11 protein-coding genes are annotated in these 12,958 nt (G+C 32.8%); 8 read left to right on the top strand and 3 right to left on the bottom strand.

The window, feature by feature from the left end:
* The first annotated feature begins 128 nt into the window (after positions 1-128).
* On the top strand, positions 129-899 hold the full coding sequence (gene fabI / locus HMPREF2586_RS06280; protein ID WP_046208068.1) for an enoyl-ACP reductase FabI: 771 nt from the start codon (positions 129-131) through the stop codon (positions 897-899).
* A gap of 85 nt (positions 900-984) precedes the next feature.
* Here the strand turns inward: fabI and cozEa are convergent, their stop codons facing one another.
* Complete coding sequence (gene cozEa, locus HMPREF2586_RS06275) at positions 985-2,070, bottom strand: lipoteichoic acid biosynthesis protein CozEa (RefSeq protein ID WP_064209421.1); 1,086 nt, start codon at positions 2,068-2,070, stop codon at positions 985-987.
* Positions 2,071-2,407: 337 nt separating this feature from the next.
* Between cozEa and HMPREF2586_RS06270 the strand changes: the two genes are divergently transcribed.
* From HMPREF2586_RS06270 to HMPREF2586_RS06260, 3 genes are all read left to right on the top strand, one after another.
* On the top strand, positions 2,408-3,979 hold the full coding sequence (locus HMPREF2586_RS06270; protein WP_046208070.1) for an alanine/glycine:cation symporter family protein: 1,572 nt from the start codon (positions 2,408-2,410) through the stop codon (positions 3,977-3,979).
* Between the two features lie 98 nt (positions 3,980-4,077).
* Positions 4,078-4,824 (top strand): esterase family protein, encoded by a 747-nt coding sequence (locus tag HMPREF2586_RS06265; RefSeq protein WP_046208071.1) that lies wholly within the window; start codon positions 4,078-4,080, stop codon positions 4,822-4,824.
* Positions 4,825-4,909: 85 nt separating this feature from the next.
* Positions 4,910-5,419 (top strand): YjcG family protein, encoded by a 510-nt coding sequence (locus HMPREF2586_RS06260; RefSeq protein ID WP_019469079.1) that lies wholly within the window; start codon positions 4,910-4,912, stop codon positions 5,417-5,419.
* Positions 5,420-5,546: 127 nt separating this feature from the next.
* On the opposite strand, the gene ltaA is transcribed toward HMPREF2586_RS06260, so the two are convergent.
* Both ltaA and HMPREF2586_RS06250 read right to left on the bottom strand, forming a co-directional pair.
* Entirely contained in the window at positions 5,547-6,749 is a 1,203-nt protein-coding gene (gene ltaA / locus HMPREF2586_RS06255; RefSeq protein WP_046208072.1) for a lipoteichoic acid biosynthesis MFS flippase LtaA, read from the bottom strand.
* Entirely contained in the window at positions 6,727-7,902 is a 1,176-nt protein-coding gene (locus HMPREF2586_RS06250) for a diglucosyl diacylglycerol synthase (protein WP_046208073.1), read from the bottom strand. The genes ltaA and HMPREF2586_RS06250 overlap by 23 nt, the downstream gene beginning before the upstream one ends.
* Positions 7,903-8,332: 430 nt before the next feature.
* Between HMPREF2586_RS06250 and HMPREF2586_RS06245 the strand changes: the two genes are divergently transcribed.
* The 4 genes from HMPREF2586_RS06245 to HMPREF2586_RS06230 all read left to right on the top strand — a co-directional run bounded on the left by HMPREF2586_RS06245 (position 8,333) and on the right by HMPREF2586_RS06230 (position 12,782).
* Positions 8,333-9,817 carry a UDP-N-acetylmuramoyl-L-alanyl-D-glutamate--L-lysine ligase gene (locus tag HMPREF2586_RS06245; RefSeq protein WP_070812711.1) on the top strand — a complete coding sequence of 495 codons (1,485 nt, stop codon included), beginning with the start codon at positions 8,333-8,335 and terminating at the stop codon, positions 9,815-9,817.
* Positions 9,807-10,046 (top strand): YueH family protein, encoded by a 240-nt coding sequence (locus tag HMPREF2586_RS06240; protein WP_064209419.1) that lies wholly within the window; start codon positions 9,807-9,809, stop codon positions 10,044-10,046. Before HMPREF2586_RS06245 ends, HMPREF2586_RS06240 begins: the two co-directional genes overlap by 11 nt.
* 12 nt (positions 10,047-10,058) lie before the next feature.
* Complete coding sequence (locus tag HMPREF2586_RS06235; protein ID WP_046208075.1) at positions 10,059-11,621, top strand: peptide chain release factor 3; 1,563 nt, start codon at positions 10,059-10,061, stop codon at positions 11,619-11,621.
* A gap of 363 nt (positions 11,622-11,984) precedes the next feature.
* On the top strand, positions 11,985-12,782 hold the full coding sequence (locus HMPREF2586_RS06230) for a TerC family protein (protein ID WP_046208076.1): 798 nt from the start codon (positions 11,985-11,987) through the stop codon (positions 12,780-12,782).
* The last annotated feature ends 176 nt before the right edge of the window (positions 12,783-12,958 follow it).

The raw sequence follows: 12,958 nt of genomic DNA, 5'->3' as shown, positions 1-12,958 counted from the left end.
TTGTTTAAACAATGAAACCAATGTTAAAATAAAGTTTGTTAGAATTGGCATCGAGCGAAGTGATAGGAAGTATGATTATAACATCTCGAACCAATTTACAATGAAAATTTAAAAAAGGAGTTATTTTCATGTTAAATTTAGAAAATAAAACATTCGTCATTATGGGTATTGCTAATAAACGTAGTATCGGTTTTGGTGTAGCTAAAGTATTAGACAAATTAGGTGCGAATTTAGTTTTTACATATCGTAAAGAACGTAGTAAAAAAGAAATGGAAAAACTTGTTGAACAGTTAGATCAACAAACAATTAGAATGTATCAAATAGACGTACAAAAAGACGAAGATGTTATCAATGGTTTTGCAAAAATTGGAGAAGAAGTAGGTAACATTGACGGTGTTTATCATTCGATTGCTTTTGCTAACATGGAAGATTTAAGAGGTCGTTTTTCAGATACATCTCGTGATGGCTTCTTATTGGCACAAGACATTAGTTCATATTCATTAACAATTGTTGCTAGAGAAGCAAAAAAAATCATGCCTGAGGGTGGTAGTATTGTTGCTACTACTTATTTAGGTGGCGAGTATGCTGTGCAAAATTACAATGTGATGGGTGTAGCTAAAGCGAGTTTAGAAGCAAATGTACGTTATTTAGCATTAGATTTGGGCGAAGATAATATCCGTGTCAATGCGATTTCAGCTGGTCCAATTCGTACACTTAGCGCTAAAGGTGTTGGTGGTTTTAACACAATCATGAAAGAAATTGAAGAACGTGCGCCATTAAAACGTAATGTAGACCAAGAAGAAGTAGGTAAAACTGCAGCTTACTTATTGAGTGATTTTTCAAGTGGAGTTACAGGCGAAAATATCCATGTAGACAGTGGTTATCATATCGTTAAATAATTAAATATCTTTAATTATTAACATATAAAAAGACTATTCGTTTCAACAACTGAAACGAATAGTCTTTTTGTTTTATATCATTATTTCATTCTTTGACGTCACTATTGGCTTTTGCAATAATTTCTTGTCTATAACGGAATACGTTTCTGACAACGGTTTTAATGACAGCATATAATGGAACAGCTATTAAGATTAGACCGAAACCGCCAAGATTACCTGCAGCTAATATCACTACAATAATTGTTAAAGGATGAATACTAAGTGATTTACCCATTACGTTAGGTGTAATCACATTACCTTCTAATTGTTGTGCAATCAGCGTGATAATACATACCCATATAAATGTTGTAGGGCTTTGAATAATTGCAATGACTGCAGCGGGTGCAAATGCCATCCAAGGACCTAAGAACGGTATCATATTTGCTACACATGCAAACATAACGAGTAATAATGTGTAGTTAAGTCCTACAATTGAATAACCAATGTATAAGATAATCCCAAGAATGATACTTACTGTAACTTGGCCTTGAATATAGGATTTAACAGTTTCATTTAAATCTTTCAATAATTCTACAGTGAAAACTTTTCTGTCTCCTTTAAATAGTCTTGCGATGAAAGGGATAAAACGTTCATGATCTTTTAACATATAAATTAAAAAGAACGGAACCATTATCAGTAAGAAAAGTGTTGAAATAAATGATGTTAAGTAACCTAAAGAGTTAGATAAAATATCAGCAGTACTGTCGCTGATAGATTGTACCATTTTATTAATGCGATCTGTTACATCATTAGGCAATCTTTCCATTTGATCTAGAGCGAAATTAATGATGTTTTGAACTTCATGTTGTAATGCAGGTATTTGAGTTACTAGGTTTTCAATTTGTTCTGCAATTAACGGAGCTAATACCCCAATAACAATACTAATAATTATGATTAAGCCTATAAAGATTAGAGTAATGCTACCCCAGCGTGGCACATGATTCTTTTCAAGTATTTTTTGAAAAGGCAAACAAATGTAAAACAAAAAGCCACTCAATAATAATGGCAGTAACACAGATTGAAGGATAATAATGAATGGTGTGAAAATACTATGTACTTCCATAATCAATTTGATTAGTAAAAACAGGATTAATAAAGCGATACCTGTTCTAAACCATACTTTGTTAAGCATAGAATGGTTCCTCCTATAAAACTTTATTTGAATTTATAATTCAGTATATCTTAAAAAAAGATAGAACAAAAGGTAAATTTGTGAAAGTATGTACTTAGTCGCACCGTGTGGTTGACTGCAATTTCAGGTAAGTAACAATTGTTACTTAATAATAAGTAGTACGTTATAAGATAATATAAGTATTAAATATATTAATGTTATTTATATAAAAAATTCATAACACATTATATAAATTGTTAAAATAATAACTTATATAATGCATTGCGCGGAACATAACATATGTGTATAATATTAAAAAATATCATTTTCTTTAATGGTATAACAAGGGGGATACGTTATGATAGAAGGTTTTTTAACTTGGCTTTATGACATAGTATGGAGCAAACCATTAGTTTATGGTTTGTTAATCACTGGTATATTGTTCTCACTATTTATGAAATTTTTCCAAGTCAGACACTTTAAAGAAATGATTCGACTTATGTTTCAAGGGGAAAAGTCACCAACTGGTATTTCAAGTTTTCAAGCAATCGCCTTATCGTTAGCAGGTCGTGTAGGTACTGGTAATATTGTAGGTGTATCGACAGCAATATTTATTGGTGGACCAGGCGCCGTATTTTGGATGTGGGCTACAGCATTTTTAGGAGCAAGTAGCGCCTTTATAGAATCGACACTAGGACAAATATATAAACGAGAAGAGAAGGGACAATATAGAGGTGGACCAGCATTTTATATTGAATATGGTATAAAGGGGAAACTGGGCAAAGTATATGGATTGATCTTTGCAATTGTCACTGTAATTTCAGTCGGATTATTATTGCCAGGTGTTCAATCCAATGCTATATCCAGTTCTATGAAAAATGCGTTTCAATTAAATCCATGGGTTGTAGCCATATTTTTAGCAATCATTATCGGATTAATTATTTTTGGGGGAATCAAATGGATTGCTAATGCAGCGACAGCAGTTGTACCATTTATGGCAGTGTTTTATATATTAATGGCGGTTATTATCATTATACTTAATATTGAAGCGGTTCCTGCATTGTTTGCATTAATTTTCAAATCTGCATTTGGCATGCAAGCAGCATTTGGTGGGATTGTAGGTGCAATGATTGAAATAGGAGTCAAAAGAGGTCTTTATTCAAATGAGGCTGGTCAAGGTACTGGGCCACATGCAGCCGCGGCAGCAGAGGTGTCACATCCAGCAAAACAAGGTTTGGTGCAAGCGTTTTCAGTTTACGTTGATACTTTATTTGTCTGTACTGCAACCGCACTAATCATCTTGCTTTCTGGTACATATAATGTAACGGATGGTGGCAATACACCTAGTGATAAAGCGAGTTTGATTAAAGATAATGGTATCTTTGTTGAAATGTCAAATGGAGATAAAGATTATTCTGGTACAGCAATGTATGCGCAAGCAGGTATAGATAAGGCTTTACAAGGCGGAAGTTATCATTTTGATCCATCATTCTCTGGATTCGGATCTTACTTTATAGCAATTGCATTATTTTTCTTTGCTTTTACTACTATATTGGCTTATTACTATATTGCAGAAACCAATATTGCATACTTAACGAGATCTGCAAATTATAGAACTTCCTTTATATTTATCAATATAACTCGTATTGTATTGATATTAGCAACAGTTTATGGCGCAGTGAAAACGGCAGATATAGCATGGTTAATGGGAGATTTAGGTGTAGGCATGATGGCATGGCTTAATATCATAGCGATTTGGCTATTACACAAACCAGCTATAAACGCATTGAAAGATTATGAATTGCAGAAAAAGCGTTTAGGATCTGGTAGAAAAGCGATTTATAAACCAGACCCAGAAAAAGTACCCAATGCTGTTTTTTGGCTAAAAGATTATCCTGAACGCCTTAAAAAAGAGAATATTAACGATTAAAAAATAGTATCTTACTTTGCTAAATAAAAAGGAGTTATTTTAAAATATTGCGTCTCTTGATACAATGTCATTAAGACTATGAGGGGGCGCATTATTTTATGGACAATTTTCAAGCAGGACGAATTAATAAAATTAATTTTTCAAGCGACATATTAGATAGAGACATCACACTTTCTATTTATTTACCTAAAGATTTCACAGAATTATTTAAATACAAGGTCGTCTTTTGTTTTGATGGTTTGGATTTTTTTAGCTTTGGTAGAATACACAGAACGTATGAAAAATTATGGGAAGCAAATGAAGTAGAAAGAGCAATCTTTGTGGGTTTTCATTATGAAGATGTTGAAAAAAGAAGAGCAGAATTTCATCCTCAAGGAGCAAAAACAGCACTAACTGTAAAGTGTATGGCGAATGAAATTTTACCGTTTATAGACGCTCAATTCCCAACATATAAAGTAGGAAATGGCAGAGTTATTTTAGGTGATAGTTTAGCAGGGAGTGCAGCTTTGATCACAGCCTTATCCTATCCAAGAATTTTTAGCCAAGTAGGTCTATTGAGTCCTCAACATGATGAGGTAATACAAACATTAATTGAACGATGTCAATTTCAAGAACAATTGACGATTTGGCATACAGTTGGATTAGAAGAAAAAGACTTTGCTTTACCAACGACCGGAAAGCAAGCGGATTTTTTAACACCTAATCGCCAGTTGAAATCGATTATCGAAAATAGTGATATTACTTATCACTATGCAGAGTTTGATGGGGGACATAGATGGAAATCTTGGAAACATTTACTAGATGATTTATTAAAATATTTTTTATCAGATAATATTTCTTTTTAATTATCTGTAGGAAATTTAGTTAAAAGTAACGAATTTTTGTGAAATTTGATATAATGTAGTTATGTTAAACAAAGGAGGAATTTAAATGATTTTAGGATTAGCATTAATTCCGTCAAAAGCGTTTCAAGATGAAGTAAATGCATACCGTAAACGTTATGATGCTCACTATGCAACGATTATGCCACACATTACGATTAAAGAGCATTTTAAAATAAACGAAGGTGATCTTGACGCTGTCAAAGAGACAATCAAATCAAGAATCGAGGGGATACCACCGATTGAAGTACACGCGACAAAGGCATCAAACTTTGCGCCAATTACAAATGTAATTTATTTTAAAGTTGCCAAAACGGACAATTTAGAAAAATTATTTAATCAATTCAATAGTGGTGATTTTTATGGTCGTCCAGAACATCCATTTGTACCACATTTTACAATTGCACAAGGCTTGACTAGTCAAGAGTTCGAAGACATTTTTGGTCAATTGAACTTAGCGGGTATTGACTATAAAGAAGCAATTGAGCAACTTTCTTTAGTTTACTATGATGAAAGTGCAGAAAAATGGAAAGTATTAGAGAATTTTAATTTTGCATAATTTTTTTATATAAAATTATCATTTTAATCGATGATAATATTGAAATTTTAAAAGCGTCGCTATCATATTTTTAGATAATTTCTAAAATGATAGCGACGCTTTTGTATGTTGAAACGTACTCATATACTTAAGTGTGATTGTGTTGTTTTTTATTTTTAATAAAATACAAGCCATAAAATATTGCTAAAAATAAGAACACTAATGCTGAAAAATAAAATGTATTATTAACAGATTTAGAGAATTCTGTAATTAAACCACCTACGAGTGGACCAATCATAGACCCGAAACCTTGAACACTATTGAACACGCCCCAAGTCTCTTCTTGTTCATCCATATGGATATGACTAGCCATAAAAGTATTCCATGCAGGTAATAAGATACCATACATTAGGCCAATAAATAATGCTAAGCCCCAGACTAGTTTAATATCTGTAATAATAGATAAAGCAAATATCATTATAGTGTATAAGACGAAACCACCAAAAATGATACTGTACATAAATAATGTTCCATTGTTATCTATAATTTTAGATAAAAATAGCATAGAAATGGCACAACCTATACCACCAATGATAATTGCTATTGTATATTCTACGGTTGAAACGCCGACAACTTTTGTCGCATATGTAGGTAATATCGGGACTAAGGCGGTGATTGAAGCACCTTGTAATAAAATACCTGGAAATAGAATGAGATGACGTTTGGTCACGTTTACAATTTGTCCTAATTGTTGCTTTACAGGTCTTGTATTGTAGTTAGTAAGCCTGATTTTAACGAAATAGTATAAAATCCATGCAATCAATACGACTAATGACATCATAAACGCAAAGCGTGTTGGGTGGAATTTAAAGATTAAGTTCATTCCAACCATCCCGACTAATAAGCCTAGTAGCCAAGAGAAATAGACATATCCCATTTGTTTACCACGGTTATTTTCATCAACACTTGCAAGCATAATGACCCAAATCGGACTCACTGCGATACCTAGTAATATCGCACTTGTGATTAATACGATTGGTGATGTAGGAAACCAAATGACTAAAAACAAACTACCAAAAGCTAATAAAAATCCAAGTGTTAAAACAAGTTTAGTACCTAAGCGTTTAAGTAAAAAACCAATGACAAAGTTTGTTGTTGCATCAGCAATAAAGTGAATAGAAATAGCGATAGATGTAACACCTACCGCAATAGAAGTTGCCGTTGGAAGTAAGGCTAAGTAACTCAATACATACATACCTCTAGCAAACTCCATTAAAAATAAAATAATCAACATAATAATAAAATTTGTGCTTGAATTGTAGTTAGTATTATTTAACGAAGAGCTTTGCATATAAAGGAACCTTTCCATAAACTTCTTCATAACGTGTCGAATGGTCTAGAAGTTCTAACAAATCTTTGCATAATTTATATGTTGAATATGGAATGCGCGATTCACTCATTGCTTCAGACATTTCCACTAGTGAAGTTGGATGATTTGTTAATGAGGCTACTTGTTGTATAGCTTCATCGGGTGAATAAGCGATTGTACCATAACCTTTTTCTTCAAAATAGAGCGCGTTTTCTAACTCTTGTCCTGGCGCAGGATCTAAGAAAATCATTGGTATTTGTCGCGTTAGTGCTTCAGAAATAGTGATGCCACCTGGTTTTGTTATCATCAATTGACTTGAAGCCATCCATTCATTCATTTGTTTTGTATAACCTAAAATCAGTACGTTATCATAATTTTTAAATTGGCTAGATAATGTGCGCTTCAAATCTTTGTTTTTACCACAAACCATGACGACTTGCGAGTGTGGACTTTTAGTCAAAATATCGCTAATCATTTGATCGAATCCTTTAGAAACACCAAAAGCACCTGCTGACATAAGGATTGTTGGTTTGTCAGGATTCAAATTATTTTGACGTAACCATGCAGATTGGTCGATATCTTGTTCGAATTTATCAGAAATTGGAATGCCTGTAACCTTTAATTGATTTCTTGGAATGCCTAATTCAGCAAATTCATCTTTTAATTCCTCAGTTGCCAAATAATATCGTTGAGAATGTGGTGTAACCCAATTCTTTTGTAATCTATAATCTGTCATAACTGTGGCAATGGGAATATTCATATCAAATTGCTCAGTTAATACAGACATCACTGGCGTAGGGAAGGTAAGTAGAATTAAATCTGGCTTTTCTTTTAGTAATAAATTAATTAATTTATTCAAACCATAATATTTGTAGAAACATTTGTCTATTTGGTCAGGTTTACTATAGTAAAAAGACTTGTACATATTTCTGAAGTACTTAAAGCTATTGATATACCACTTTTTACATATAGAAGTCAAAATTGGGTGAGCTTCTAAAAATAAATCATGTTCAATGACAGTTAAATTGTCTAGATTCATTTCGTTGAATTGGTTTACTACGCTTTGAGTAACCTGTAAATGTCCGTTACCAAAAGAACCAGTAATAATCAATATTTTTTTGTTACGAGTAACCATTTTGAGTCACCCTCCAATAGTATAAATTTAGCTCATGCTAAGTTTAACGCATTTTGTTGTCATGCGAAAGAAAAAACATAATTAATAGAGATTATATCATTTTACAAACGCATAGAAAATAATTCATACTTATTTTTAAAAATTATATCATGATAAATTTAGATTGTTCTATATTTATACCATACCACGCATGCTTTTAAAATAAGTCATCTTAAAAGAAATTAAACAAATAAAAAAGAAAATCTACATAATTAATTACATATGATTAACATTTTAAATCTAGTTTATACTTACGGTAATTATAATGTTTTTAAATAAAAACGAAAAAAATATATAATGGTAGAGAAAAGGCAAAATGCAATATTAGTTTCTATAAAATCACTTGAAAATGTGTATAATAGAAGTATTGGAAATAAAGGAGCGGTTAATGTTGAATGCAAACGAGTTGTTTAAAAAAATTAGAGTTAAACAAGTGATTGGAACATTAGATATGAATGTGAATGATATAACAACGGACTCACGTACAGCTAAAGAAGGCAGCATATTTGTTGCTTCTAAAGGTTATACTGTCGATAGTCATAAATTTTGTCAAGATGTGGTGAATCAAGGCTGTAAAGTTATTGTGGTAAATCATGAACAACTGTTGAAAGGTGATGTAACGCAAGTTATCGTTCCTGACACGTTGCGTGTTGCTAGTTTACTCGTAAATGTATTATTTAATTATCCAAGTAAACAACTTACTACATATGGTGTTACCGGGACAAATGGCAAAACATCTATAGCAACAATGATACACCACATATATAGAAAATTAGGTAAAGGTAGTGCTTATTTAGGTACAAATGGTTTTCAAATTAACGAAGAAAAATCTAAAGGTACAAATACAACTCCTGAAACAGTTGCGTTGACGAAAAAAATTCATGAAGCTGTAGAACAACAAGCACAAGCTATGACTTTAGAAGTATCAAGCCACGGATTATCATTAGGACGCTTAAGTGGTGTTAATTTTGATGTTGCTGTGTTTTCAAATTTAACGCAAGATCATTTAGACTTTCACGGTACAATGGAAGCTTATGGTCATGCCAAATCATTATTATTCAGCCAGTTAGGTGAAGATTTATCAAAAGAAAAATATGTTGTTTTAAATCAAGATGATGAATTCTCAGAATATTTAGCTTCAGTTACACCTTACGAGGTGTTTACGTATGGCATCAAAGAACATGCACAATTTAAGGCTGAAAATATTCATGAGTCTTTACAAGGTGTAACATTTGATTTTAATACACCTGAAGGTACATTTCCTGTGAAGTCACCATATGTAGGCATTTTCAATGTCTCTAATATTATGGCAGCAATGATAGCTGTTTGGGCAAAAGGTGCTACTTTAGAAGAAATTATTCAAGCGGTAGAAAACTTAGAACCAGTTGAAGGTCGACTTGAAGTTTTAGACCCAAAATTACCAATTGATTTAATTATAGATTATGCACACACAGCAGATGGTATGGATAAACTTATAGATGCAGTGAAACCTTTTGCAAAACAGAAATTGATTTTCTTGTGTGGAATGGCTGGAGAAAGAGATATGGGGAAAACACCTGAAATGGGTCGTGTCGCTTGTAGAGCGGATTATGTTATTTTTACGCCTGACAATCCAGCAAATGATGATCCAAAAAAATTAACAAGTGAACTTGCTAAAGGCGCAACGCATAGTAATTATGTTGAATTCAAAGATCGTGCGGAAGGGATTCGTCATGCTATTGAAATTGCTAATCCTGGTGATACAGTTGTCTTGGCGTCAAAAGGGCGTGAGCCTTATCAAATTATGCCTGGTCATGTAAAAGTACCGCATCGAGATGACTTAATCGGTTTAGAAGCGGCTTATAAAAAGTTTGGCGGTGGTCCTGTTGAAAATTAAGCCTATAAGTCTGAATGGTGTAACAGTTCGTAGTTATATTTATAAAAATGATGACGCTGATGTCTTACTTATGGCAATACCAGACCTCAATTGGTCATTAGAAATTGATACTTCGTTAAATGATGATGATATCAAGGAGGAACTTGTGGTACACTTGTTTACGTTACTTGATGAGTCAACAGCAGTACAAATTGCTGATGATATTGGTCAATCGATATTTGAGAATTAAAGGAGAGAACAAATGAGTATAAAGGAAGAAGTAGAATCCAGAAAAACTTTTGCGATTATTTCACATCCTGATGCTGGGAAAACCACATTAACAGAAAAGTTACTGTTATTTGGTGGGGCAATAAGAGAAGCAGGGACCGTAAAAGGTAAAAAGAGTGGTAAGTTTGCGACAAGTGACTGGATGAAAGTTGAACAAGAACGTGGTATCTCAGTAACGAGTTCAGTGATGCAATTTGATTATGATCATTATAAAATCAACATTTTAGATACGCCAGGGCATGAAGACTTTTCCGAAGACACATATCGAACATTAATGGCAGTGGATAGTGCTGTAATGGTTATAGACTGTGCAAAAGGTATTGAACCTCAGACTTTAAAACTATTCAAAGTTTGTAAAATGAGAGGTATTCCTATTTTTACGTTTATCAATAAGTTAGATAGAGTAGGAAAAGAGCCATTTGAATTGTTAGATGAAATCGAGTCTACACTGGAAATCGAAACGTATCCTATGAATTGGCCAGTGGGTATGGGACAAAATTTCTTTGGTATCATTGATCGAGATACACATACGATTGAGCCATTTAGAGATGAACAAAATGTACTACATTTAAATGATGATTATGAACTGGAAGAAGATCATAATATTAAAAATGATAGCGCCTTTACACAAGCAATCGAAGAATTAATGTTGGTAGAAGAAGCAGGAGAAACATTTGATAATGAAGCTTTGAGAAATGGTGATTTAACACCAGTGTTCTTTGGATCAGCATTAGCGAACTTTGGTGTAGAAAATTTCTTAAATGCTTATGTTGATCATGCACCTATGCCAAGTGCACGACAAACGAAAGAAGATATTGAAGTTACACCTTACGATACGGATTTTTCAGGCTTTATTTTCAAAATTCAAGCCAATATGGATCCCAAACACAGAGATAGAATTGCTTTTATGAGGGTAGTTAGTGGCGCTTTTGAACGAGGTATGGATGTTACCTTACAAAGAACGAAAAAGAAACAGAAAATAACACGTTCGACTTCGTTTATGGCTGATGATAAAGAAACAGTTAATCACGCAGTTGCTGGAGATATCATAGGTTTGTATGACACAGGTAATTACCAAATTGGAGATACATTAGTAGGTGGCAACCAAAAATTCAGTTTCCAAGAATTACCGCAGTTTACACCAGAATTATTTATGAAAGTTTCTGCCAAAAATGTCATGAAGCAGAAGCATTTCCATAAAGGAATTGAACAATTAGTTCAAGAAGGCGCAATTCAATACTATAAAGCATTGCATACCAATCAAATTATTATTGGTGCGGTAGGTCAGTTACAATTTGAAGTATTTGAACATAGACTTAAAAATGAATATAATGTCGATGTCATCATGGAACCAGTTGGTCCAAAAATTGCAAGATGGATTGAAAATGAAGAAGATATTAAAGATAAAATGAGCTCTTCTCGTTCTATTCTTGTTAAAGATGTTTATGATAATTACGTTTTCTTATTTGAAAATGAGTTTGCAACGAGATGGTTTGAAGAAAAATTTCCAGAAATTAAATTATACAGTTTGTTATAATATGATTAATTGTGTATAATACTATATTATTAATAGAATACCTATGACTTTGTAGTCGGAGGGGAGTAACTCAACTGTTTTTAAGGAGATATATGAGATAGTAATATTTTTGTGAAATGTCTGTTTTATATATCTTTTTAACATAGTCATTTTGTCGTCATTACGAAACGTTAAACGTTTCCGGTAAAATGGGCAGAAAAATACTGTCGAGTGAGACCTTTGCTTATAAATGTTACAAACATACAAAATATATAAAGCTAACAGTTTAATTTACTATAGGCGTGTATATGATCGAAAATGTGTGTAGCATTTACTTAGCTTAGGTCTCTATTTTTATGTAAAAAACTAAAGGAGTTGTCCTAAATGGATCCGAGTTTAATTTTACCTTATTTATGGGTTCTAGTAGTACTGGTATTTTTAGAAGGATTATTAGCAGCAGATAATGCTGTCGTAATGGCAGTCATGGTTAAACACTTGCCTCCAGAACAACGTAAAAAAGCATTGTTTTATGGACTGTTAGGTGCATTTATTTTCCGTTTTATTTCTTTATTTTTAATAAGCATTATCGCACATTTTTGGTGGATTCAAGCATTGGGTGCAATTTACCTATTATACATGTCCATTAAGAATCTCATATCATTCTTTAATGAAAAAGATCACCAAAAAGAAGATGGTACGGATGACCACCATTATGATGAGTCAGGTGAGGAAATACATGCAAGTCCAAAAGCATTTTGGGGTACAGTATTAAAAGTAGAATTTGCAGATATTGCCTTTGCGATTGACTCTATGTTAGCTGCACTTGCTATTGCAGTAACTTTACCTACTGTTGGTATACACTTTGGTGGTATGGACCTTGGACAGTTTGCAGTCATGTTCTTAGGTGGTATGCTAGGTGTAATCATCATGCGTTTTGCTGCCACTTGGTTTGTAAATCTATTGAATAAATATCCTGGTTTAGAAGGTGCTGCATTTGCAATTGTAGGCTGGGTAGGTATTAAATTAGTTATTATGGTGTTAGCGCACCCAGATATTAAAATATTACCGGAACACTTCCCACACAGTGTATTATGGCAATCTATTTTCTGGACGGTTATGATTGCACTTGTGATTATTGGTTGGTTAACTTCTGTTAAAAATAATAAAAAAGAACATAAATAATATAAATAAGTCTGAGTCATAAAAAACTATGTCTCAGGCTTTGTTTTATTTTTCATGAGATAAAGTTAGAATTTTTTAATAAAAGAGACTATAATCTGTAGTATGCTAACTTTATATGACAAAATAAAGCAGAAAAATTATATTTGATATGTCATAATAGAATTGCAATCAAAAGT

This window comes from Staphylococcus sp. HMSC034G07, assembly GCF_001835975.1.
Classification (GTDB): Bacteria; Bacillota; Bacilli; order Staphylococcales; family Staphylococcaceae; genus Staphylococcus; species Staphylococcus ureilyticus.
This window is presented reverse-complemented; position numbering and strand designations above follow the sequence as displayed.

Bases quoted from the DNA above. Each gene is read 5' to 3' on its own strand.
- fabI (WP_046208068.1), top strand. From the start codon at position 129: ATGTTAAATTTAGAAAATAAAACATTCGTCATTATGGGTATTGCTAAT.
- cozEa (WP_064209421.1), bottom strand. From the start codon at position 2,070: ATGCTTAACAAAGTATGGTTTAGAACAGGTATCGCTTTATTAATCCTG.
- HMPREF2586_RS06270 (WP_046208070.1), top strand. From the start codon at position 2,408: ATGATAGAAGGTTTTTTAACTTGGCTTTATGACATAGTATGGAGCAAA.
- HMPREF2586_RS06265 (WP_046208071.1), top strand. From the start codon at position 4,078: ATGGACAATTTTCAAGCAGGACGAATTAATAAAATTAATTTTTCAAGC.
- HMPREF2586_RS06260 (WP_019469079.1), top strand. From the start codon at position 4,910: ATGATTTTAGGATTAGCATTAATTCCGTCAAAAGCGTTTCAAGATGAA.
- ltaA (WP_046208072.1), bottom strand. From the start codon at position 6,749: ATGCAAAGCTCTTCGTTAAATAATACTAACTACAATTCAAGCACAAAT.
- HMPREF2586_RS06250 (WP_046208073.1), bottom strand. From the start codon at position 7,902: ATGGTTACTCGTAACAAAAAAATATTGATTATTACTGGTTCTTTTGGT.
- HMPREF2586_RS06235 (WP_046208075.1), top strand. From the start codon at position 10,059: ATGAGTATAAAGGAAGAAGTAGAATCCAGAAAAACTTTTGCGATTATT.
- HMPREF2586_RS06230 (WP_046208076.1), top strand. From the start codon at position 11,985: ATGGATCCGAGTTTAATTTTACCTTATTTATGGGTTCTAGTAGTACTG.